A 22,179-nucleotide genomic window follows, 5' to 3' on the forward strand; every position below is an offset into this window, starting at 1 on the left:
AAATCTCCTCCTCACAACTAACCTGAGGTTAACTTAGTTCACATATAGACCATGATTGACTCTGTCCGATTGGTGGACTGTGAAAAATAGCAGAACAATTTTTAAGATGTATAATTGGCCATCCTAAAAGTCTTTGGATAGCATAATAAACTCCACCATGTGCAACAATTAAAACTGGCTCTTGAAAGCTGAGCGTACTATTTAAAGCACACAAAACTCTCTTGTCAAAATCATTTACATATTCTGCTCCTTGGTGAGTATTGCCATCTCGCCATCTTTTCCAAATATTATCATCAACGGATTGACCTTCATATTCACCCCAGCAACATTCTGCTAACTCCGGGACAATTGTAATATCAACCTTTAGCTTTTCATTGACGATCTCAGCAGTCCTGTATGCTCTTATAAGCGGGCTTGTGACAATATGCTTTATATCCTTTTTTCCAAGAATATGAGAAGCTTCCCGTGCTTGGTTTTCTCCAGTTTGATTGAGAGGAATATCCTGTGAACCCATGTAAACATGCTGTCTATTCCAATCTGTTTCACCATGACGTAAAAAATAAAAAGGTTTTAAGGGAAGCGTCATAACTGTAATCTCTCATGCATAGTCATAAAACCTTGTGGCATAGGATTCTCCTCTACAAAAGCTAGAATTTGCTTGGCAATCTCAAAAGGTGACTTGCTCGTGGTATCAACTGTTAAATCATATTCTCGCAGGCTACCTGCGTGGACTCTATCTATTTGGTCATTCGATAAACCTATAGCACGATCACAGCGTAAAATTTCTCGCTCCTGCATCACTGAAAGATCACAAAAAACTCCGACAAAATAGACAATATAGCCATTCAAGCTTTTTATATAAGATTTGAGGCAAGCATCTTCAAATAAGACTTCATCAATGATAAGGTTATTATTACGACTTGCAAGTAGATTGGCAAAATCCGGCATGAGACCAAAGAGCTGCTCACCCTTTGGCTTAGTTTCAACACGCATGGTTGGACCACGATCATTCATCCCCGGAACAAAGGTAAAATATCTAGCATCAGGTTTATCATCAGGTGAATGTGGCAACATACTAATAAAAGTATCTATACCAAAAGTAAGCCAAGAATCCTTACTTAAATACTGTATTGCTCTTGCGATAGATGTTTTACCAGCAGAACCACATCCATTTAAAAATATAATTTTACTCATATGTACAGCTCCTCCAAGGTGGAACAACCAAAGAAACAGGTAAGTTTTTTACAGTAATAGCTGTATTTTGTAATGAATAATAATCATCCTCTCTAATTAAAGCTATTGCCATGTTCTGATAAATCGAACATATTGTACCAATTTTTATATTATTGGCAATAATCTCATCATCTTTTGCTATATCTGAACTGCCTGTATTAATGGAATCTATGTTAACGGATAATTTAAATATTTTTTTCCTTACTACTCCTTGGTATTTTGTTCTTGAAATAACTTCCTGTCCAATATAGCAACCTTTGATATAACTTACAGCGTTTAATTCCTCACAGCCATATTCAACCGGAATGGATCTGTTGAAAATTAGATCATCATACCCATCGACTATGGCAAAATTATATTTATCTTGCAGGTATAGTCCTAGTGTTCCTGCAGTTATTGGTATATCTTTACTAACAATAGAACGGAAACCGAGTTGATCATAACGAGGGTCTTTGTATCCATTAAATTCCAGCTGTTGTTTTGAGTAAATAACCTGATAGATATTAGATAAGTCGTTCACTTCAATTTTAGCACGTAATTTATACCGCACTAAGTGATTTTTAAATAAATCAGACTGATTAACATTTATATCAATAAAAAGTCTTGTTGCTGATAGTTTTAATACAAAAAAATCAAATAAATACCTTCCTTGATTACTTAGAGCATAACTATAACAATAATTATTATTTTTTATATCATTAGTTGTCAAATTATGCAAAAAATTCATTGCATCATCACCAGCAACTTCAATAATTGCTCTATTTGTTAATATTTCATGCATAATTACCAACTATGATATTTTAATTGACTTTATAACTTTTATAACTACCATATTATACTGATGCAACAGTTGTTTGCTATAAATTATTTATTATATGAGATGTGCTTCCTACTGTACGACTTCTGAATATAAGATGAATGACTTAGTAATAAATCTCAATAAGATTGGTCTTGAACCTAAACACTTCGATGATGTACTATATATTCAAAAAGAACAAGTAAAAAACTTAGACCCTATAGATGTTTTCTTTTTCCCATTTGGCTGTGTTACTATATGGGGAGCTGAAGAAAGCCAAGAAAAAATGATTCTAGAAGACATAGTAACTCTGCAAGCTAATCAAACTGACGAGATAATGTCTGACTTTATCTATTTTGATTATGATGAAACTACAGGTAAAACCTTTATAGATGAAGAAAAAAACCAAATCATTCTAGCAGATAAATCAACTTTTATAAAATTATCTATATCGCATGCTTTAGCTCAGTCAGTTAAGCTTAGTGTACTAGAAAAATCAGTAAGTAATTTAATTGTAAAAACAACGCCAATTCAACAAGAACTAGCCAGCACTGGCAGTGTATCACTTTCAAAAAAGGAAATATCTCAACAAATTGGCATATTATTTAACGAACGATATTCTATTAATTTACACAGCGATATACTAGATACTCCTGAATTTTTTTGGCGTCGTCCTAGTTATGAACCTTTATACTTAATGACTGCAGAGTTTCAAGATATTCAAATTCGTCAGGATATTCTTAACCATCGACTGAACATGATCCATGAACTCTACAATATTTTGTCAAATGACTTAAACTATAAACACTCAACTAGACTTGAATGGATCATTATAATATTAATTACCATAGAAGTAGTACTATCCCTTATTCACGATAAACTCTTTTTCAAAATAATTGGTTATCTTCTGAATAAAATTTAATTGACTCTACTCACATTAGACCTATGACTTTACACTCGATAATCAAGTTTTTTAGAATATTAAAAAATACGTCTATTAGCGAGAAGCCGCGAAAAAGCGGCGACGCAGCAATCCCACAACTGTTGAAAGTTAAAAAATCGTCATCGCGAGGCGTCGATAGACGCCGTGGCGATCTCATGAAGTAAGCTCTTCTTCACAAGATTGCCACGTCGCTTACAGCGACTCCTCGCAATGACGGTTTAGGGCTGACAACACTCATCGCAATGACGTTTATTGAACTTTCGACAGTTGTGGCAATCTAGGATACGCGAAGCGTTACTCTAAAAAAACAGCTTCGCTGTTTACTTGGATCACCACGGCATCTAAAGAGCCTTGCTATAACGGTTAAGGAAAAACTTGATTATCGAGTTACATATGGATTCTCAGTTTTAGTATAAGTAAATCTTATTGGCACACCGGGTAAATTAAAAGCTTCCCGCAAGTTGTTTACAAGGTATCTAGTATAACTATCCGTGATTTTTTCAGGATTATTAGAGAATAGTTTAAAAGTTGGTGGGCGAGTTTTTGTTTGGGTCATATATTTAATTCTAACACGTCTACCACCTTTTTGTAAGGGCAGTGGATGTTGCTCGAGTGCAAAACCCAACCAATTATTCAGTTTACTGGTAGCAATTTTTTTATTCCATAAAGTATAAATTTTTATAGCCTCATCTAGTACCATATTAATATTCTGCTTTTTTAAGGCTGATATGAATATTATCGGTACTCCTTTAACTTGCGGTAGATTGGTTTCCATCTTATAAAGAAATTCTTCCTTAAATTTATCTTTATTTTTCCCTTCAATTAAATCCCACTTATTAACTACTATGAGCAGGCTTCTGCCCTGCTCTATAACATAACTGGCAATATTCAAATCTTGTTGCTCTAAATTCATTCGTGCATCAACCATCAGAATAACAGTATTAGCAAACTTAATACTATTAATAGTATCAGAAGCTGATAATTTTTCTAAGGACTTGCTAATAGCTCCCTTTTTTCTTAGACCAGCCGTATCAATTAATTTAAATTTATTATCATTATATAGCCAATCAATTTCTATAGATTCCCTTGTTATACCGGCTTCAGACCCTGTTAACAATCTTTCATTATTAATAATACTATTAATAAACGTAGATTTTCCTGCATTTGGTCTACCACTCACCACTATTTGTATATAGTCAGCCTTTATTGGGTCGATTAATTCTTCCTCTAGTTCCTCATCCCCTAATTTCTCAGTTATTGCATCGTGTAAATCTGCCATACCAACACCATGTTCTGCAGAAATTGGCACTACATTATCAAAACCAAGCTTGTAGTATTCTTTAGCAAAATCAAACCGTCCTTCACATTTATTGACAATCAACACAGATTTTTTATCATATCTTCTGATAAAATTAGCAAAAAACTTATCTTCCGGTAATACGCCATCCTTACCATCCACCATAAGGCATAGCAAGTCTGCTTCTAGAATGGCTTCTACAGTCTGTTGCATCATTCTATATTCTAATTTCGCACATTCTGCTTCTTCTAAACCAGGAGTATCAATTACCGTAAAATCAAATGGACCAATTTGGGCATCAGCGTATTTTCGATCACGTGTTACCCCAGGGCGGTCATGCACGATAGCCTTTTTCCTGATAGCCAAACGATTAAAGAGCGTAGACTTCCCTACATTGGGTCTACCAATAATCGCCACAATTTTTTTATGCATCACCTTTATATTATCATAATAATTCATTAGCACTAATACTCAAATCATTTGAATATTGCACTATTTGAGTATATTATTAACACTTAATTATATAAAATTAAAGTATAAATAGACTTCTAAAGGACAAATATTATGCATAATGGCAGTTCTAATAATCTTTATTATGCACTAGAAGGCTTTAAAACTATGCTTATTCCAATGCGAGCAAACATAGAAATTTTAGAACAGTGGTTTAAAAATAGTAATAATCCTATAAAAGATAGCGGCTACACTCACGTTATGTTAGCATATTTGACGCTTGCTGAGAGGATGACTAGAACATACAAGAAGCCAAAATTTAACATTAATGAATGTATTATTTATGGTACGTCTTATGTTGTTAAAGAAAAAACAGTTGCTACTAAAACATTTTGTCAATTAAAGCATTTTAGCAAAATTGGTATTAAGCAAGAAATGCCAAAGTTATTAATAATCGCTCCACTGTCAGGACACCATGCTACCTTACTTAGGGACACTGTAACTGAAATGCTCCCCTACGCAGATGTATATATTACAGATTGGCTTGATGCAAGCACTATACCTAATCAACTTGGTAAATTTAACTTAGATGATTTTATAGACTACTTAATTGAGTTTATGACGCTTCTAGGACCAAATCTGCACACTATGGCAGTATGCCAACCAACAGTCCCCCTTCTAGCTGCCATTAGTATAATGTCTGCCAATAATGATGTAAATGTGCCAAGGTCAATGATTCTGATAGGTGGACCTATTGATGCAAGGCTTAATCCTACAGATGTTGACTTGTTTGCAATCCATAAAAGCATGCAATGGTTTTGCCAAATGATGATTACATCCGTCCCCTTTAACTATCCTGGTTACGGAAGAAATGTCTATCTAGGGTTTTTACAACTTATGGGTTTTATCAGTTTAAATATTCCTCGGCATATTAATTCGCATTTGGATTTACTACAAAATTTGCTAGATGGCAACCTTGAAAAAGCTAATCATACCATAAAATTTTATGATGAATATTTAGCCACTATGGATATAACATCGGAATTCTATCTCCAAACAATACAAGAAGTATTTAAAAATTTTGCTCTTGCCAAAGATGAATTTGTCTCAAAAAATCGTAAAGTTCATTTAAAAAATATAACAAATTGTGCTTTACTAGGTATCGAAGGCGAAAATGACGATATAGCTGCAGTTGGACAAACTAAAACTGCATTAGATTTGTGTTCCGGTATTCCTATGACAATGAAAAAATATCATTTACAAAAGGGAGTTGGGCATTACGGCTTATTTAGTGGTAGCAAATTTAAACAGTTTATTGTACCGATAATTAGGGATTTTATATATAGTTACCCAAATTGAATTAGGTTTTGTTGCCAAAAATAACAGGGTAATTTAAAAAATCACAGGTTAGCTATAAATTATTCAGATCAGGATCACTATTAAAGTTTTGTTCAGGAAATTTAGCATTGTCAGTATCTTTAGCAGGAGAAATTCTACCAACCATTTCGTCTAATGACATTTGAAAATGATCCGCTAGGGCTACTATAATTTGACTATTTAAATTTTTTTGTTCTCGACTTCCGTTAATAAAATTATGAATTGAATAATTAAATCCAATTTCTTTTCCTAAAATATAAAAATTTATATCTTGCTTAACAACTTTATCTTTTAAGAATTTTTTTAAGTTATTATTAATATCATCTAGTGATAAATCCTTAAATCTTCCTTTTACTTGTAATAATGGAATATATTCACTTCTGCCAACAACTTCATCTATAGAACAGTCAAAGTAGTTAGCTATTTTCAGTATAGTATGCATTTGGGGATTAGACCTTAATCCATTCATAATACTAGTAATATTATTATAAGGAATCCCACTACCCTCAGAGAAATCTCTTCTTTTTAATTTGAGTATTTCAAATTTTAATCCTAAAAATTTTTGTATTTCTTTAACAAGAGTCATATCTAAGAATTCATGGATTAAGTAAAAATAAAAAATATATCAACTGTTGACACATTTTTTCTTGACAACCCCAAATAACTATAATAAACTCTCAAAAATAGGATGAGACCAAAAAAAAGAGGTCAGTAACTACTGACTACTTTTTTAAAACCAAAATACACATTTTGGTTTAGCTATCCGATTAGTATTTAGCCATATAAATTGGCGTCATTGCGAGAAGCTACTTTAGTAGCGACGAAGCAATCTAGAAAAATTAAATTTGGATTGCTTCGTCGTGCTTACGCACTCCTCGCAATGACGGAGTAATGCTAATCAGATTAGCTATAAATCTCAAACTAAAAAAGCCAGTATAACACTTAAGCTCTACTCTTAAATAAAGCTCAAGTATTATATTGAATATTATAGCTAACTGGTAAGTACTGAAAAGTTTCACAGGCTCAAAAGTACTTACTAGTAGAATTAATCAAATAGCATCAAATGCTATTTAAATAACAACCCTTTTATTGAAGTATACTATGATTATATACAAATTTCTTAGCCAAATCAACCCCCTTTATTTTTACAGTCCTATAGCAGCAATCAATCAGCCAAGCTTATCTAACGAAAGGCTATAGCAAACAAGCACAATCCTAGGCAACAAAGGAAGTAACATATGAATTACCAAATATTGACCTTGGCTATTTTAGCATTCAGCATAATCATCGGACAGATACTCTTAATCCTCCTCTCAATCAAATTGCTTAATAACATCAGATTAACCTATAGCGAGATCGAGGTTATTTGCAAGGATTTCTCTAACATCTACATCAAAGCACAAAATGAAATAGCAGCTCTATATCAAAAGACCACAGAGCTAGCTAACAGTACAGTTAAGAAAGAACATCACATATTGTATGCTACCTTTCAGTTAGAAGATATAAATCTGCATCTTAAAATACTACTTGATGAGTTTAAAGTATTTGCTAGATATAATACTACGTCACAAACCAAGAAACAAAAATAATCCTGCCCCCTGCCCCTGCATTTCGGTGCGGAATCCATAACATCTAACAGCCTTTAAACTATTTTCTTACTAAGATTTTTGCTCTATCGGTGATGATTTCATCAACAAGTCCAAAAGATTTAGCTACTTCAGGATCCATGAAATTATCACGTTCCATACTTTTTTCAATAGAATCTAGTTCTTGCCCTGTATGCTTGACATATAAGTTATTGAGCATTCTTTTTAATTTCATGGTTTCTTTAGCATGAATTTCTATATCTGTAGCTTGCCCTTGGTAACCACCTGACGGTTGATGGATCATTATACGACTATGTGGCAAGGAATAACGCATACCTTTCTCACCAGCAGTAAGCAACAAAGAACCCGCGGAGCAAGCCTGCCCTATACAAAGAGTAGAAATTTTAGGTTTAATATATTGCATAGTATCATAAATTGCCAAGCCAGAAGTCACAACACCACCAGGAGAGTTAATATACATAAAAATATCTTTTTCTGGATTTTCTGCCTCTAAGAATAGTAATTGTGCAACCACCACATTGGCCATATAATCTTCAATTTGACCACAAACAAAAACGATGCGTTCCTTTAATAACCTAGAATAGATATCATAGGCTCTTTCCCCTCTAGGGGTTTGTTCAATTACTATAGGCACGTACGTCATTAAATTTTCTCCTAAATTTATTGTAACCTACCCCAATTCGGGATAAGAATTAGTTAATTCTTATCCCGAATTGGCTTTAATATAAGGAAAAATGCATTCTTAAAGCGGTTTTGCGAATGCATTTTAAATATTTCTAAAGCCTATGCGTTCGCTCGCTAATAGACGATTTTTTAACTTTCAACAGTTGTAGTTGACATCCGAAGGTGCTTAGAATAATAATTATTTTTATGTCGAATTCAAGTTAAATAAGTAATTACTCACTAGCACTCGTTTGTTTCTTCATAGAAGATTCCTTAGATAATTTTTTATTGCTCACTGATTTTAGCTGATCAAAAATGCTTAAAGCTTGAGTTATAAAACTTCCTGGTTCAGAAAGATTTGCCGGAAGAATTACTGTATTACTATCTTTGGCTAACTCACCAAAAGCATTTATATATTGTTCAGCAATTTTTAAAGATACTGCATCATTACCCCCAGACTTTTGAATAGATGCGGCAATAACTTCAATACTTTTAGCAGTAGCCATTGCTACTAATCCTATTGCCTCAGCTTCACCTTTAGCTCTATTTACTTGGTCAGTATAGGAAGCTTCAGAATTTAATACCACTTGAGCCTTCTCACCTTCTGCATGGTTTATTTTTGCTTGTCTATTGCCTTCTGAATCCAAAATTTGAGCTCGTTTCTGACGTTCTGCTGCAACTTGTAATTCCATCGCTTTAAGTATTGTTTGTGGTGGCTGAATATCTTTAATTTCATAACGCATACATTGTATCCCCCAATTCATTGCAGCTTGGTTAATAGCAGATACAATAGCGATGTTTAACGTTTCTCGTTCTTCAAAAGTCCTATCTAATGGTAATTTACCTATTTCTGAACGCATGGTGGTCTGTGCAAGCTGTGTGATAGCATAATATGGACTATTAACACCATAAGATGCAGCGACTGGATCAACAATTTTTACATATAAAACACCATCTATTAATAACGTAACATTATCATTTGAAATGGCTGTTTGAGCAGTAACATCAATAGCTTCTTCCTTCAAGGTGTGTTTATAGGCTACTCTCTGAATCACTGGTATCAAAATATTCAATCCTGGCTGCAAAACCCTATCAAATTTTCCAAACTTTTCTACAACCCATGCTTGTTGTTGTGGTACAACCTTAACCATCTGTACAATAATAAGAATTGCCACGATACTACAAACTAATAATATATATTCCATTTTAATCCTCTGTTAATTTAATCTTAGTTCGGTGACATCGCTCGCAGTTGATGCTTAACAATATAACTTGTTACATGAATTCAGGTTAATCTAACAATTTGACGACGTTACCATCATAAATCTTAGTAATCCCTTCCAATACCACCATATCTCCTTCCTTAATTTCGTTTGAGATAATCTCTGTTAAACCATTTAAACTAGTGCCAAGTTTAACATAAAGTTGTTGTGCCTTATTGTCATTGACTTTATATACAAAATACTCACCTTTATTATTACTCTGTACCGATTGATTAGGCACAGCTAAATTCCTATGTTTGTTAAGAATTAGATCTATATTTACATAGCTTCCATGCACAATATTACTATTAGAATCAACGATAATTTTAGCACTTATAGTACCATTATCTGAAACATATTGTGAGATTTCAGCAATTTTTCCATTAATTAATCCACCCTTATTATCGGTTATCACTAAATTAGTGGATTCTGATACCTGATTATAAAGCCCCTCAGGTAGCTCTATTAAAATATTATTAGTAGTAGAATTTTGAGCAATAATGCTAAAAAGATAATCTCCTTGTTTTATCTTATCCCCTATTTTGGATTTTATTATACCAATATATCCATCAAATGGAGCTATAAGAACCATATCGTTGTAACTATTCATTGCTTTAGCAAAAGCAAACCTAGCTTCTTCTAACTCGCTGCTAGATTTTTCTAGCACATCACTACTAATATATTTTTTGGCAAGTAATTCCTTGTTACGGCTATAAGAAGCCATGGCTTTTCTTAAAGAGACTTCCGCTTGTGACTTAATTGACATAGCTAAATCTTGATCAATAATAAGCAAAACATCACCTTGATGGATCTTACCTCCTTGGGAAGTAGATACTAAATCAAGTCTACCAGAAACATTTGCATAATAATCACGGCTCATACCACTCTTACATTGTCCTATAACGCTGAAAACATTATATAAATCAACCATTTGTACTGTAGTAGCTTTTACCCCGATAGTTTCTTGTTCTTCAGCTATAGCATAGCAAGAAGTAATGCATATACATAAAAAAATAATTATAGTTTTAAATCTGTTATCCAACGATGTTCCTTCTCTAAAATCTCAAAACGAATTTTTTCACTTTTTTCATCTAGTTCTGTTTCCGGGATCAAAGAAGCTCCATCAAATTCAAAACCATAAAAATTAATCTGTAATTTGCTACATATTTTTGCCACTGACTCAATATTTTCTAAAATATCGTCCACAAATATTATTGTTTTAGGATAGTAGTTTTTTTTATGTAAAATATTCTCTAATACTGCACCTTTATCAACATCGGCTGTCAGAATCACCCCTTCTTTCATCATTGGTACACCACCCCCAATATGTAATTCATCAATTAATATTTCCTCTTTTATCGGAGTAGATTTCATAAAATCTATATTTATCCCTTTAAGCTCTGTAAGACGCCAATTGGTAAAATCCTCAATAACACCAAATTTCCCTGTATATAATTTGGTCAGAGCAGCAGTTGGGATTTGCATCTTCCATAATCTACCTAGTATATCAGTTATATTATAGTCCACTAAGCGAATAGTACGATTTTTTAAAATAATACTGTAAAAAAGATGCCTTTCTTCTCTCGTAAGACGGTTTTTGCTTTCAGCACGCCACTGCCGTCTATAAGGATGAGTTAAGCGATATTCATCTTGATCCATGATAAGTACGTCATCTACATCAAAAAGCACCAAGCTATCTTGATCTAACTTATCTATTACTTCCGATATTTTCAAAAAATCGGAAACTTTAGTTGTTTTAGCAAATATATGTTTATTCATAGTTCTAATGATAAGTTTATTATTTCTTCCAAAGAATTAGCTATTATAGCTAAATCTGATTCTCGTACAAGAGTATGAACTCCGTCTTTTATTAATTTCACCACTACCATATCACTAGTAATCTTTTCTACAAGGTTATTTGAGATGGTATAAGGTACGTCCTCATCTAGCATCCCGTGAATTAAATGAATAGCCCCCTTAAGTTTAATACTATTTGCATTTAGTAACAAGTGATTTCTAGCTTCGAGTATTAATTGATAACTTATTGGATATTTATCGTTGCAATTACGCCCACCAACCTCAAGGTATTTTTGTTGTTGCATTTGTGTTTTTTGCATTTCAGTTAAGTTTTGCCAAATAGTTTCTGTAAAATCTAGGGCAGGAGCAATACAAACAAGACCACAAACTTTACTAGGAAATTTTATAGCAGCAAGAATGGCTAACCAACCACCCATGCTAGAGCCTATGATAATAGCTGGTTGCACTACAAGTTTATTTAAAACTAGTTCAACCCCTGTAAGCCAAGATCCAATCGTTTCATCTAGAAATCTACCTGATGATTCTCCATGACCAAAATTATCAAATGTGATAAAATTATAATCACGTTTTTTACAGTAATTCTCAAGAAATATAGCCTTCTTACCATTCATACCCGACATCAAGCCATGTAAAAAAATTACCAATGGCATATTTTTTTTGCTACTTTTATGATGATTGTAAGTGATAAATCTTTTCTTTTCTGTATTATATATTTTATGCATTTAAATTAATTATGTAAAAGATTAATGATTTCATCAGATTCACCCAAACGATATCATAAACCTACCATTTTGCAAGTAGTTCCAGCTTTATTCTCTGGTGGAGTAGAGCGAGGAACAATTGAAGTGGCTAAAATGTTAAAAAAAGTTAATTATAATGTTATTGTAGTTTCATCTGGTGGTTCATTAGTTGAAGAATTAGTAGCGGCAGAAGTGCCACATATTTTTATGAATAGTGCTACTAAAAATCCTTTAACAATATGGAAAAACGCAAGAATTCTGTCAGAAATAATTAAGGAATATAACGTAGATATAGTGCATGCAAGATCTAGAGCTCCAGCTTGGAGTTGTTATATGGCCGCAAAGGCTACAGGTGCTAAATTCTTAACAACATTCCACGGAGTCTACAACATCTCGAATCCTTTCAAACATTTTTATAATAGCGTCATGGTCAAAGGCGAAAAGATCATAGCTGTGTCTAATTTTGTAAAACATCATATATTAATTAATTATCAAATCCTAGAAGATCAAATTGTTGTAATATATCGAGGGGTAGATTATAATTATTTTGATCCAAAGAATGTTACAGAAGAAAAGTTACTAAAACATAAAAAGAAATATGGTATATCTAACAATACTCCTATAATATTGTTACCATCAAGAATGACCAGTTGGAAGGGGCATCTTACCCTTGTTGAAGCACTTGGCAAATTAAAACATCTAGATTTCTACTGTCTAATGGTTGGAGATTTATCCAAACATCCCAATTTTACCAATCGAGTAAAATCTCTTATAAACTTGTTGAAGCTACAAAGTAAAATTCAAATTTTTGGTAATGAATCTGATATGCTCAGCCTTTACGGTGTTTCAGATATAGTAATATCTACTTCAATTGAACCAGAAGCATTTGGTCGAACTATAACTGAAGGACAATCAATGGAAAAGCTAGTAATTGCTACAAATATAGGTGGAGCTATTGAAACAATATTAGATAAAAAAACTGGATTTCATGTCAAACCAAACGATGCTGTTGATTTAGCAGAAAAAATCGAACATTGCTTATCTATACTTAAAACCAATGAAGGTAAAAAAATACAACAAGCAGCAAGAAAAGCAGTAATCGATAATTTTTCCCTTGATTTAATGCTTAGTAAAACCTTAGATATATATAAAAAAATGCTCAAAAAAACATAATATTTTCCCCAGTTCTTTGTAGTGTCCTTACATCTTTCCACCTGCATCTATGATTTTTAAACTACCATAGAGAAGCAATGAAAATTCTATTCTTGAAATCTACTAATTATACTTTATACTGATCCGTTATTGTATATATATCTTATAAAATTAAAAAGAGAGTATTATGGCTAGGATAACGATTGAAGATTGTGTTGGAAAAATTCACGATAGATTTAAGCTTGTAGCTTTAGCTGCTCAAAGAGCAAATGATATAAATTCTGGTAGTAAAATGACTATTAATAACGTGAAAGGCGATAAGGCAACTGTACTGGCATTACGTGAAATAGCTGCTGGTCATATAACAATTCCAGCCCTAAAGGCACAATTATTAAAACGTCTTCGAACAAAAAGCAGAATCGATCCTATTGATGAAGAAAATACTGATGCTTCCCTTGATACTGCTGTAGAAGAGTTTGATTATTTACCAAGCGGCTCAGATCTTTGTGTTACTGAAGACTACTCTGACTTAGATGATCAAATATTTGATGATAATGTTAGTAATGATGAACAAAAATGATTATTGGTGTTGGTACAGATATAGTACAAATTCCAAGAATAGAACGTATCTTAAAGCTATATGACCAGCGTTTTGTAAACATAATTCTTTCTAAAACGGAAATACAAAAGCTAAATTCTCTAAGCAAAGACCAATATGGCTGCTTTTTGGCAAAAAGGTTTGCTGCGAAAGAGGCAGTTAGCAAAGCCCTTGGTATCGGAATGGGGCGTGGTTTACGATTTAAAGACATATCTGTACTAAATGATGCCTTAGGAAAGCCCTTTGTCCAAATTTGTCACCCTGAAAATCCAAACAAATTTGGACAAATCAAAATCCACTTGTCCATTTCAGACGATTACCCAATTTCTGTAGCTTTTGCAGTCATTACCTCTAAGGTTTAAAGCTTTTTTAATAATTCAAACATAGTTTTACCAATATCAGCTGGCGATCTAGTGATAGTAACACCTGCACTTTGCAACGCCTCCAACTTATCTTCAGCTGAACCCTGTCCATTAGAAATAATTGCACCAGCATGCCCCATTCTTTTACCTTCAGGAGCAGTAACACCAGCAATGAAAGTAACTATTGGTTTTTTAATCTTTGAGCTTTTTATTAATTCAGCAGCCTTTTCCTCAGCATCCCCTCCTATTTCACCAATCATAATAATTGATTCTGTTTCATCATCTTGCAAAAACATTTCAATACAATCAACAAAATCGGTGCCATTAACTGGATCTCCACCAATACCAATACAGGTAGATTGACCAAGACCAACAGCTGTAGTCTGTGCTACTGCTTCATAAGTCAAAGTACCGGACCGGGATATAATTCCTACCCTGCCTCTCTTATGAATATAACCAGGCATTATGCCGATTTTACATTCATCAGGAGTAATAATGCCAGGACAATTTGGTCCAATTAATCTAGTTTTTGATCCGATTAATGCCCTTTTGACCTTTATCATATCAAGTATCGGTATTCCCTCTGTAATACACACTACCAAACTAATTCCTGCATCTATAGCTTCCAAAATTGAATCAGCAGCAAAAGGTGGTGGAACATAAATAACGCTAGCAGTAGCCTTAGTTTTTGCAACTGCCTCATGTACTGTATTATATACAGGTAGATCTAGATGAGTATTTCCACCTTTTCCAGGAGTTACCCCTCCTACCATTTTAGTACCATAACTGATTGCCTGCTCAGAATGAAAAGTCCCTTGAGAGCCAGTAAAACCTTGGCAAATTACTTTTGTATTTTTATCAACTAATATTGACATATATGCATTTTCCGTATTTTTATATGAATTATTTTACTGCATCGACGATCTTAACAGCAGCATCACCTAAATCATTTGCAGCAATTATTTTTAAACCAGAATTTGCTAAAATATTTTTACCTAATTCAAAATTGGTACCAGCTAAACGTACAACCAGTGGAACTGTAATGCCAATCTCTTTCACTGCAGCAATAATGCCTTCGGCTATTATATCACAACGCATTATACCACCAAAAATATTAACTAAAACCCCTTGTACATGTGAATCTGATAAAATTATTTTTAGTGCTTCCGTTACTTTCTCACGATCAGCCCCACCACCAACATCTAAAAAGTTTGCCGGTTCAGCACCATAAAGCTTGATAATATCCATTGTAGCCATAGCTAGCCCAGCCCCATTCACCATACAACCAATAGTACCATCCATCTTAACATAACTAAGACCAAGGCTAGCTGCTTTTATTTCAAGAGCATCTTCTTCATCATCATCCCGCATATTTAAAATATCAGGATGTTTAAATAATCCATTATCATCAAAGTTGATCTTGGCATCAAGTGCCAATAAACTACCATCAGATTTTGTTATTAATGGATTAATTTCAATTTGGTTAGCATCAGTTGCTATAAAAGCTTGATAGGTTGATTCAACAATTTTCATCATTTGTTTTGCCTGCTCATTCTTAAAACCAAGCTTGTATGCCATTCTACGACAATGAAATGGCTGTATGCCTGTTGCAGGATCAACTGATACTTTAATAATTTTCTCTGGAGTATTATGAGCCACTTCTTCTATATCTACCCCACCTTCAGTAGAAGCTATAAAAGTTACCTTGCTATTACTACGATCAAAAACGGCACTAAAATAATATTCTTTTAAAATATCACACCCAGATTCAACATAGAGATAGCGAACCTTTTGCCCAATAGCTGACGTCTGATGAGTTACTAAGTTAATGCCAAACATTGCGTGTGCTGCTTTCTTTGCCTCTTCTTTAGTTCTTACAACTTTTACACCCCCAGCTTTTCCCCTACCACCTGCGTGGATTTGGGCTTTAACCACATATATTTCTGCTTCTAAACCATCAATTAGCCTATCGATATCTTCTTTTTGCAATATTACAACTCCTGTAGAAGTAGGTATACCATATTGCCTCAAAATCATCTTTGCTTGGTATTCATGAATATTCATTTTTATAATTCTTTAAATAATTTAATCCTAGGCTCTTATACTACAAATGTTGCCAATTTGTAAAGCTTCATTTACTACTTGTTAGACGTTAATAGTCTTGGGGATATCTAAAATTCACCAATGTTATCCCTGCAAAAGCATAAGATATATTCATCTTACTCTACTTTTTGCTTACGATTTTTGTCTCCTAGATATATATGCTCCACTTGAGATTATTATTATTGCTCCAATAATTGAAAAACTATCTGGTATTTCCCGCCATATAACTACACTTAAAATTAAAGAAAATACAACGCTGCTATAAGCTAGTATACTCATTTCAGTAGCTAAACCAATTTCTAATCCCTTATTTAATAATATTTGGTGTAACAGCATCAACAGAGCGTTGATTAATAGCAATATCCAATCCTTTGAAGAAACTTGTGTTATATTAAAATCCACTAAAAATGGTAACATAATAAGAGAGGAAATCCAAAAATAATACACTAATACTCTATCTGATGTCTCTGTTTTTAGTAAGTTGTGTAATGATATAATAGTTAATGCCATAAATATTCCGCTAAGTAATCCAAAAATGGCTCCTGAATTTATAATTTCTACTGATGGCTTCAGTATTAATAAACAGCCAATAAAGCCAATTATTGCTAAAAATAATAGATCATTTTTGATAGATTTATCAATAAAAATACCCGTTATTAGTAGTACCCAAATGGGAGACAGATTTGTAAGTGTACTAACATTGAAAAGAGACAAGTAATTTACTGCTGAAAACATGCAATACCAATATGCTGTCCCCAATAATCCCCTTGTAATTAATGCACAATATCGCTGTGATACTATTAATTGACCACGAGACCTAATAACTTTTGGTAAAAAAAAGATAGCACAAAGAAAGAATTGTAAAAATACAACTAGAGAAATAGGTATACTACTATTAAGAGATTTTACTATACTAGCTTTAATTGCTCCAAGTCCAAATGAACTTAAGATATATAATGTTGCTTTCATAGTGGTTCTACTTCATCACTCCTATTGAATCGACAACTGGGGTTATACAAATAATCCTACTTCAATTGGAGCGTAAAACAATCCATAATAGGTAACTCGCATTAATCATTAATCAATAAATTGTCCTGCCACTACCTTTAAAATTCTGATGAGCCTTATCTAATTTTTTGATAAATTCTGGAGAATAAGATTTAAGATCATTTTTCGACCCACCCTCATATTTTTTAGCTAGATCTATCCCCCCTCTAATCATATTATAAGCAAAATTTTCTTCCTTTGTTTCTCCAGCTATTCTTTTAGGGTTCATGAACTTATAAACTTGGTATAAAGCAAAATTTTTCACTAAACGTTTTGCTTCCAATCTAGATTGATTACTTATGCCTTGTAGCTTATCTTTTGATTTTATCAAACCTCGGTTAGCTTCTTTTACCAATTGTGAATGTTGTTGCATTAAGTAATTACTTACTTCAGCAACATTCTTACTAACAAGGTTCTCATCAATTTTAACACCTAATTTTCCTAATTTCTTGTGTGCAAGTTTACCTAAATATTTTTTTATTAATAGGATGATCTGTGTCTGTAATTTTGTTAGATCCATTGTTTGCTCGTTAAGACAAGCCAATATTTGTTCTATTTCCTGTTCGAAAGCATCGTTGTTACTTAACTCATTGAAAATTTCCATCGCCTCATCAGATCCAAGTTCATCATCAGTGATGCCTACTAATGCATCCTTAATTTGGTCTGCCAATTTTCTAGAGTCCTTTGGTTTTTTATCATTTGTTTCCATTTATTAGTCCCCTGTTTATGAAGTCTATTCTTGAGTAGTAAAATGTCCTCTATAAGTTCGGTGCAACGTGGCTCCCCGATGTCTTTCAATTATACTTCGGCACAGTAAGACTGAGTCAATAGATTTTTGTTTTTTAGTAAATTTATGTTCTTTTTCAAGACATAACTCACTTATATTAATATTTTGCCAAACAAGTCCATCAAAAATTTTTGCTTTAATATAACCACTTGACTTTAAGTTATCATAATCTCCTTTGTTAAGACTCAATGCATCATCATTTAATAAAAGCTTAACATCCCCAACATTTGGGGCTGGTATAGGATCAACATATTTAATATAGACTTTACCAGTTAATTCTATCTTGCTAGGTATCATAATGCTCTATCTTATTAAATTAAGCTTCTGTTATACTGCTCGTAAATGGAGAGTTGATAGACGAATATCAAAATCATGATCCTTTTATATCACGACTCTTTGTTATCTTCCATCTCTGATTCTGATGGTTCAATAACTTCTCCCTGAAAATGATGCAATAGTGTTTCTTGTTCATCATATTCTTTCAACATATAACCACGTCCCCATACTGTATCAATGTAGTTTGTACCACCAGCAGCATCAGCTAATTTCTTACGTAATTTGCATACAAATACGTCTATAATTTTAATCTCCGGCTCATCAACACTACTATAAAGATGGTCTAAGAACATCTCCTTATTCAGTACTGTTCCCCTACGTAAGACTAATAATTCTAAAATAGCATATTCCTTATTCGTTAAATGAACCCTTGTTCCATCAACTTCTACAATTCTAGTATCAAGATGAATACTTACCTTGTCAAACCTAACCACTGACTCAGAATGTCCTTTAGAACGACGAACAATTGCATAAATACGAGCAATTAACTCTTCGCGGTTAAATGGTTTTGTGATATAATCATCTGCCCCACACGTAAGTCCTTTAATTTTTTGATCAACTGTAGTAATACCTGATAAAATCAATATAGGTGTTTTTACTTTAGCAGAACGTAATCTCAGTAGGACTTCAAACCCACTAATATCTGGCAACATCAGGTCTAAAATAATTAAATCATAATTATAAATTTTAGCTATTTCTATTCCTTCTGTACCAAACTCCACCACCTCACAAATAATTCCTTCTGAAGCTAACGTTAATTCAATAGAACTAGCTATATCACTATTATCTTCTACTAACAGTACCCTCATGATATTTCTCCCATTAACTTTTCTATAATTATTAATTTATTATTCTTTATTACACATCTATGTTCTCATTTTATCTCTATAAGAGCAAGTAATTTTATCAAAATAATATCCAAGTAACGCGAATTTGGGATAAGAATCTGTCAATTCTTATCCCAAATTCGGTGAAATTATCGAAACAATCAGATTTGAGACGGCTCTGCATCTGATTGTTTCGATAATTTTATGGTTAACTTACCTTACACATAACCCCCATGGCAATTTAAAAGTCATAGGAAAAACAGCCTAGCACCTATTAGCGAAGAGCTGCTTTGCGACGACGAAGCAATTGTAAGTTAAAAGTATGATATAATAGATATTGAAGTCAATTGTAAGTTAAAAGTATCTAATGAATGTGGATTGCCACCACACTCACGTGGTCTCGCTAATAGACATCTTGTACTTTTCTACAATTTTTAAATGCTATACGTAAGGTGAATGGTTAATTATCATTTTCTTGCATTTTTTTATGATATAAAGCACCAAAATCAATCGGGTCAATCATCAATGGTTGGAAACCACCATCCTGAGTGACATCAGCAATAATTTTTCTAGCAAATGGGAAAATCATTGCTGGACAATGAATTGCTAGTATTATTTGGTGTTGATCTTCCTCTATATTAATTAAATTAAAAACCCCTGCATATTTTAAGTCCACTATAAATAGTCTATGCTTTTCACTCATTGCTTTAGCTTCTATACTTAATTCTACCTCATAAAAATTCTCTTCAGGTAAATTAGAAATATTGAGGTCTAGGAATAAGTCAATTTGTGGATTACGTTCCAAAGATACTAAAGATCTCGGAGCGTCTGGATTTTCAAAAGACAAATCCTTTATGTATTGTGCATTAACAGCGATATGAGGCATTTCTTTTTGGTTAGTATCTTTCATAATAATATAGTCCTTTTTTACATTTTAAATTTTAAGTTATTGGAAGGGTAACACCTTTTTGTTTCATATATTTCCCATAACGATCGGCATAAGATATATTACAAGTTTGATCACCTTTTAAAAACAAAAATTGACATGCTCCTTCATTAGCATAAATTCTTGCTGGCAGAGGGGTAGTATTGGAAAACTCTAATGTTACATGCCCTTCCCATTCCGGTTCTAACGGCGTTACGTTAACAATTATACCACATCTTGCATAGGTTGATTTGCCAACACAGATAACTAGCACATCTCTTGGAATTTTAAAATACTCAATTGTTCTTGCTAAGGCAAAACTGTTTGGTGGAATAACACAAACATCAACCTCTCTGTCTACTAAACTATATTCATCAAAATTTTTTGGATCAACTATTGCCGAATTAATATTAGTAAATATTTTAAATTCCTTCGAGACTCTTGCATCATAACCGTATGAAGATAAACCATAAGAAATAATTCTCTCTGAATTATTCAATCTAACCTGCGTATCAGTAAAAGGGGCAATCATATCGTGTTCTATACACATTTTTCTTATCCAATTATCAGACATAATGGTCATATATAATTACACATACTATGTTTAAATTACCGAATATAAATGATATAGTTAAAAATTAAAAGTACTAAAACTTTAATTAGCAGGGCAGCCTCATTAAAATATTTATATATTCTTCTGCTTTAAATAATTAGTTTCACAAAACTGTAGGAGATTCGCGTATATACTCAAATGATTTGAAGAATTGAATTTGAAAATGAATGGTGAGCATGCGAATCCATGACATTTTCAAAAAAACAATTCGTAGGAGCAGAAGAGTATACTCGGATGATCTAAAGAATGGGAACAACAAACAAGGAAGGCTTTGCCAGCGTAGGATGACATCTAGACTATTACCGATACTAGAGTTAACGATAGCTGGCATATAAGGCAAATATCCATTACATTATAAGAACGACTAACTACTTTGTTTTTACTTCTACTTGAACAACTTTCTGCAGCCCATTATCGAAATATAAGAATAAATCAAAGTTATCACCAACTTTTAGTATAGCTTTTAGATCCAAGAGCATAATATGCATACCACCCGGTTGTAAAATAGCACTACTTTTAGCTGGGATGACTAGCTTATCAAGTTTTACCATTTTACTAACCCCTTTTTCATCAACAAAACTTTTATGTAATTCAACCTTGTTAGCTATATCTGAAGAAACATTTACCAAATTGTAATCGAGGTCAGAGTCATTAAAAATCTCAAAATATATTGCAGAATTATTATTTTTGCTAACAGTAGCAGAAGGTCTTGCCCAAGCATTTAGTATTGTAACAGATGCAGTAGGAGCTGATGCTTCTAATGATGCTGCTGGATTGTTATTACTTGGTGTGGTAGTTGCAAAACATATTGATAGACTAAAATATAAAGTAACAGCAATGAAGGTTACTATGTTCTTAAGTAGCATATTATTACCATAAATTAAATTAATTACACAATCGATTCACTTAATTATATAACATATTATACATACACTAAGTATATTTTGCAAAAAAATAATATATTTATAGTGTATAATGCTAACTTTGGCTTACTTTAACAAATCTTTGTTTAAAAGAATCCCAATGATAGTGAACATTTACTGTTTTAATTTCTGTAACTGTAATATCTCCATTAGGTAACTGGGCAACATCAAAGCCTTTTTGTATAGATTCGGTAATTAGAGTCGCTGATTGACAAATATACCTAACATTAAAAAAGGGATTATTATCAGTATCTAATGAGCTTGTAGTGTTCTTAGTTGGGGTATTCAAAATAGGTGCGTTTTTTTCTTTCATTCTAAAC

26 protein-coding genes are annotated in these 22,179 nt (G+C 32.9%); 6 read left to right on the forward strand and 20 right to left on the reverse strand.

Annotated elements, in window-relative coordinates; all coding sequences use genetic code 11:
• Positions 1-28: 28 nt before the first annotated feature.
• Genes AAGD53_RS05160 through AAGD53_RS05170 form a run of 3 tightly spaced genes read right to left on the reverse strand, consistent with a single transcriptional unit; the run spans position 29 to position 2,014 of the window.
• Entirely contained in the window at positions 29-586 is a 558-nt protein-coding gene (locus AAGD53_RS05160) for a histidine phosphatase family protein (protein ID WP_341762450.1), read from the reverse strand.
• On the reverse strand, positions 583-1,194 hold the full coding sequence (locus tag AAGD53_RS05165; RefSeq protein ID WP_341762451.1) for a phosphotransferase-like protein: 612 nt from the start codon (positions 1,192-1,194) through the stop codon (positions 583-585). Before AAGD53_RS05165 ends, AAGD53_RS05160 begins: the two co-directional genes overlap by 4 nt.
• Entirely contained in the window at positions 1,187-2,014 is an 828-nt protein-coding gene (locus AAGD53_RS05170; protein WP_341762452.1) for a YgfZ/GcvT domain-containing protein, read from the reverse strand. The genes AAGD53_RS05165 and AAGD53_RS05170 overlap by 8 nt, the downstream gene beginning before the upstream one ends.
• A 133-nt stretch (positions 2,015-2,147) precedes the next feature.
• Between AAGD53_RS05170 and AAGD53_RS05175 the strand changes: the two genes are divergently transcribed.
• Positions 2,148-2,951, forward strand: coding sequence for an RMD1 family protein (locus AAGD53_RS05175; protein ID WP_341762453.1), 804 nt, complete (start codon positions 2,148-2,150; stop codon positions 2,949-2,951).
• 400 nt (positions 2,952-3,351) lie between these two features.
• Here AAGD53_RS05175 and der read toward each other — a convergent pair whose 3' ends face one another.
• Entirely contained in the window at positions 3,352-4,701 is a 1,350-nt protein-coding gene (gene der / locus AAGD53_RS05180; RefSeq protein ID WP_341763427.1) for a ribosome biogenesis GTPase Der, read from the reverse strand.
• Positions 4,702-4,833: 132 nt separating this feature from the next.
• Between der and phaZ the strand changes: the two genes are divergently transcribed.
• Positions 4,834-6,078 carry a polyhydroxyalkanoate depolymerase gene (phaZ, locus tag AAGD53_RS05185; protein WP_341762454.1) on the forward strand — a complete coding sequence of 415 codons (1,245 nt, stop codon included), beginning with the start codon at positions 4,834-4,836 and terminating at the stop codon, positions 6,076-6,078.
• Between the two features lie 52 nt (positions 6,079-6,130).
• Here the strand turns inward: phaZ and AAGD53_RS05190 are convergent, their stop codons facing one another.
• Positions 6,131-6,682, reverse strand: a complete 552-nt coding sequence (locus AAGD53_RS05190; protein WP_341762455.1) for a helix-turn-helix domain-containing protein — start codon at positions 6,680-6,682, stop codon at positions 6,131-6,133.
• Positions 6,683-7,334: 652 nt separating this feature from the next.
• On the opposite strand from AAGD53_RS05190, the gene AAGD53_RS05195 reads away from it, so the two are divergent.
• On the forward strand, positions 7,335-7,685 hold the full coding sequence (locus AAGD53_RS05195; protein ID WP_341762456.1) for a hypothetical protein: 351 nt from the start codon (positions 7,335-7,337) through the stop codon (positions 7,683-7,685).
• Between the two features lie 58 nt (positions 7,686-7,743).
• Here the strand turns inward: AAGD53_RS05195 and clpP are convergent, their stop codons facing one another.
• From clpP to AAGD53_RS05220, 5 genes are all read right to left on the reverse strand, one after another.
• Positions 7,744-8,346: an ATP-dependent Clp endopeptidase proteolytic subunit ClpP gene (gene clpP, locus AAGD53_RS05200; protein WP_341762457.1), complete on the reverse strand. Its 603-nt coding sequence runs from the start codon at positions 8,344-8,346 to the stop codon at positions 7,744-7,746.
• A gap of 253 nt (positions 8,347-8,599) precedes the next feature.
• A complete protein-coding gene (locus AAGD53_RS05205; protein WP_341748025.1) occupies positions 8,600-9,571 on the reverse strand; it encodes an SPFH domain-containing protein in 972 nt (323 codons plus the stop codon).
• Between the two features lie 85 nt (positions 9,572-9,656).
• Positions 9,657-10,670 carry an efflux RND transporter periplasmic adaptor subunit gene (locus AAGD53_RS05210; RefSeq protein WP_341762458.1) on the reverse strand — a complete coding sequence of 338 codons (1,014 nt, stop codon included), beginning with the start codon at positions 10,668-10,670 and terminating at the stop codon, positions 9,657-9,659.
• The gene (locus AAGD53_RS05215) at positions 10,646-11,407 is read right to left on the reverse strand and encodes a DUF2608 domain-containing protein (RefSeq protein WP_341762459.1); all 762 of its coding nucleotides are present in this window, start codon (positions 11,405-11,407) and stop codon (positions 10,646-10,648) included. Before AAGD53_RS05215 ends, AAGD53_RS05210 begins: the two co-directional genes overlap by 25 nt.
• The gene (locus AAGD53_RS05220) at positions 11,404-12,168 is read right to left on the reverse strand and encodes an alpha/beta hydrolase (protein WP_341762460.1); all 765 of its coding nucleotides are present in this window, start codon (positions 12,166-12,168) and stop codon (positions 11,404-11,406) included. The genes AAGD53_RS05215 and AAGD53_RS05220 overlap by 4 nt, the downstream gene beginning before the upstream one ends.
• Before the next feature lie 24 nt (positions 12,169-12,192).
• Here AAGD53_RS05220 and AAGD53_RS05225 point away from each other — a divergent pair, with 24 nt between their 5' ends.
• The 3 genes from AAGD53_RS05225 (at position 12,193) to acpS (ending at position 14,298) form a co-directional block, all read left to right on the forward strand.
• On the forward strand, positions 12,193-13,359 hold the full coding sequence (locus AAGD53_RS05225) for a glycosyltransferase family 4 protein (protein ID WP_341762461.1): 1,167 nt from the start codon (positions 12,193-12,195) through the stop codon (positions 13,357-13,359).
• Positions 13,360-13,525: 166 nt separating this feature from the next.
• The gene (gene rpoZ, locus AAGD53_RS05230; RefSeq protein WP_341762462.1) at positions 13,526-13,918 is read left to right on the forward strand and encodes a DNA-directed RNA polymerase subunit omega; all 393 of its coding nucleotides are present in this window, start codon (positions 13,526-13,528) and stop codon (positions 13,916-13,918) included.
• Positions 13,915-14,298: a holo-ACP synthase gene (acpS, locus tag AAGD53_RS05235; RefSeq protein WP_341762463.1), complete on the forward strand. Its 384-nt coding sequence runs from the start codon at positions 13,915-13,917 to the stop codon at positions 14,296-14,298. Before rpoZ ends, acpS begins: the two co-directional genes overlap by 4 nt.
• On the opposite strand, the gene sucD is transcribed toward acpS, so the two are convergent.
• The 10 genes from sucD to AAGD53_RS05285 form a co-directional block, all read right to left on the reverse strand.
• Entirely contained in the window at positions 14,295-15,173 is an 879-nt protein-coding gene (sucD, locus tag AAGD53_RS05240) for a succinate--CoA ligase subunit alpha (RefSeq protein ID WP_341755931.1), read from the reverse strand. The two genes, acpS and sucD, sit on opposite strands and share 4 nt — an antisense overlap.
• 28 nt (positions 15,174-15,201) lie before the next feature.
• On the reverse strand, positions 15,202-16,362 hold the full coding sequence (gene sucC / locus AAGD53_RS05245) for an ADP-forming succinate--CoA ligase subunit beta (protein ID WP_341762464.1): 1,161 nt from the start codon (positions 16,360-16,362) through the stop codon (positions 15,202-15,204).
• A gap of 171 nt (positions 16,363-16,533) precedes the next feature.
• Positions 16,534-17,370, reverse strand: coding sequence for a DMT family transporter (locus tag AAGD53_RS05250; RefSeq protein WP_341762465.1), 837 nt, complete (start codon positions 17,368-17,370; stop codon positions 16,534-16,536).
• A gap of 112 nt (positions 17,371-17,482) precedes the next feature.
• Positions 17,483-18,157, reverse strand: a complete 675-nt coding sequence (locus AAGD53_RS05255) for a DUF5394 family protein (protein WP_341762466.1) — start codon at positions 18,155-18,157, stop codon at positions 17,483-17,485.
• Between the two features lie 24 nt (positions 18,158-18,181).
• Positions 18,182-18,532, reverse strand: coding sequence for a hypothetical protein (locus AAGD53_RS05260; RefSeq protein WP_341762467.1), 351 nt, complete (start codon positions 18,530-18,532; stop codon positions 18,182-18,184).
• Between the two features lie 89 nt (positions 18,533-18,621).
• Positions 18,622-19,380 carry a response regulator transcription factor CtrA gene (gene ctrA, locus AAGD53_RS05265; protein ID WP_341762468.1) on the reverse strand — a complete coding sequence of 253 codons (759 nt, stop codon included), beginning with the start codon at positions 19,378-19,380 and terminating at the stop codon, positions 18,622-18,624.
• A gap of 478 nt (positions 19,381-19,858) precedes the next feature.
• The gene (gene secB / locus AAGD53_RS05270; RefSeq protein ID WP_341747230.1) at positions 19,859-20,308 is read right to left on the reverse strand and encodes a protein-export chaperone SecB; all 450 of its coding nucleotides are present in this window, start codon (positions 20,306-20,308) and stop codon (positions 19,859-19,861) included.
• A gap of 31 nt (positions 20,309-20,339) precedes the next feature.
• Positions 20,340-20,906 (reverse strand): dCTP deaminase, encoded by a 567-nt coding sequence (gene dcd / locus AAGD53_RS05275; RefSeq protein ID WP_341761370.1) that lies wholly within the window; start codon positions 20,904-20,906, stop codon positions 20,340-20,342.
• Positions 20,907-21,304: 398 nt separating this feature from the next.
• Positions 21,305-21,802 (reverse strand): copper chaperone PCu(A)C, encoded by a 498-nt coding sequence (locus AAGD53_RS05280; RefSeq protein ID WP_341762469.1) that lies wholly within the window; start codon positions 21,800-21,802, stop codon positions 21,305-21,307.
• A 112-nt stretch (positions 21,803-21,914) separates the two neighbouring features.
• Positions 21,915-22,172, reverse strand: a complete 258-nt coding sequence (locus AAGD53_RS05285; protein WP_341762470.1) for a DUF2671 domain-containing protein — start codon at positions 22,170-22,172, stop codon at positions 21,915-21,917.
• Positions 22,173-22,179: the final 7 nt, after the last annotated feature.

The sequence above is a fragment of the Candidatus Tisiphia endosymbiont of Melanophora roralis genome (assembly GCF_964026575.1).
Classification (GTDB): Bacteria; Pseudomonadota; Alphaproteobacteria; order Rickettsiales; family Rickettsiaceae; genus Tisiphia.

Bases quoted from the DNA above. Each gene is read 5' to 3' on its own strand.
- AAGD53_RS05160 (WP_341762450.1), bottom strand. From the start codon at position 586: ATGACGCTTCCCTTAAAACCTTTTTATTTTTTACGTCATGGTGAAACA.
- AAGD53_RS05165 (WP_341762451.1), bottom strand. From the start codon at position 1,194: ATGAGTAAAATTATATTTTTAAATGGATGTGGTTCTGCTGGTAAAACA.
- AAGD53_RS05170 (WP_341762452.1), bottom strand. From the start codon at position 2,014: ATGCATGAAATATTAACAAATAGAGCAATTATTGAAGTTGCTGGTGAT.
- AAGD53_RS05175 (WP_341762453.1), top strand. From the start codon at position 2,148: ATGAATGACTTAGTAATAAATCTCAATAAGATTGGTCTTGAACCTAAA.
- der (WP_341763427.1), bottom strand. From the start codon at position 4,701: ATGCATAAAAAAATTGTGGCGATTATTGGTAGACCCAATGTAGGGAAG.
- phaZ (WP_341762454.1), top strand. From the start codon at position 4,834: ATGCATAATGGCAGTTCTAATAATCTTTATTATGCACTAGAAGGCTTT.
- AAGD53_RS05190 (WP_341762455.1), bottom strand. From the start codon at position 6,682: ATGACTCTTGTTAAAGAAATACAAAAATTTTTAGGATTAAAATTTGAA.
- AAGD53_RS05195 (WP_341762456.1), top strand. From the start codon at position 7,335: ATGAATTACCAAATATTGACCTTGGCTATTTTAGCATTCAGCATAATC.
- clpP (WP_341762457.1), bottom strand. From the start codon at position 8,346: ATGACGTACGTGCCTATAGTAATTGAACAAACCCCTAGAGGGGAAAGA.
- AAGD53_RS05205 (WP_341748025.1), bottom strand. From the start codon at position 9,571: ATGGAATATATATTATTAGTTTGTAGTATCGTGGCAATTCTTATTATT.
- AAGD53_RS05215 (WP_341762459.1), bottom strand. From the start codon at position 11,407: ATGAATAAACATATATTTGCTAAAACAACTAAAGTTTCCGATTTTTTG.
- AAGD53_RS05220 (WP_341762460.1), bottom strand. From the start codon at position 12,168: ATGCATAAAATATATAATACAGAAAAGAAAAGATTTATCACTTACAAT.
- AAGD53_RS05225 (WP_341762461.1), top strand. From the start codon at position 12,193: ATGATTTCATCAGATTCACCCAAACGATATCATAAACCTACCATTTTG.
- rpoZ (WP_341762462.1), top strand. From the start codon at position 13,526: ATGGCTAGGATAACGATTGAAGATTGTGTTGGAAAAATTCACGATAGA.
- acpS (WP_341762463.1), top strand. From the start codon at position 13,915: ATGATTATTGGTGTTGGTACAGATATAGTACAAATTCCAAGAATAGAA.
- sucD (WP_341755931.1), bottom strand. From the start codon at position 15,173: ATGTCAATATTAGTTGATAAAAATACAAAAGTAATTTGCCAAGGTTTT.
- sucC (WP_341762464.1), bottom strand. From the start codon at position 16,362: ATGAATATTCATGAATACCAAGCAAAGATGATTTTGAGGCAATATGGT.
- AAGD53_RS05250 (WP_341762465.1), bottom strand. From the start codon at position 17,370: ATGAAAGCAACATTATATATCTTAAGTTCATTTGGACTTGGAGCAATT.
- AAGD53_RS05255 (WP_341762466.1), bottom strand. From the start codon at position 18,157: ATGGAAACAAATGATAAAAAACCAAAGGACTCTAGAAAATTGGCAGAC.
- AAGD53_RS05260 (WP_341762467.1), bottom strand. From the start codon at position 18,532: ATGATACCTAGCAAGATAGAATTAACTGGTAAAGTCTATATTAAATAT.
- ctrA (WP_341762468.1), bottom strand. From the start codon at position 19,380: ATGAGGGTACTGTTAGTAGAAGATAATAGTGATATAGCTAGTTCTATT.
- secB (WP_341747230.1), bottom strand. From the start codon at position 20,308: ATGAAAGATACTAACCAAAAAGAAATGCCTCATATCGCTGTTAATGCA.
- dcd (WP_341761370.1), bottom strand. From the start codon at position 20,906: ATGACCATTATGTCTGATAATTGGATAAGAAAAATGTGTATAGAACAC.
- AAGD53_RS05280 (WP_341762469.1), bottom strand. From the start codon at position 21,802: ATGCTACTTAAGAACATAGTAACCTTCATTGCTGTTACTTTATATTTT.
- AAGD53_RS05285 (WP_341762470.1), bottom strand. From the start codon at position 22,172: ATGAAAGAAAAAAACGCACCTATTTTGAATACCCCAACTAAGAACACT.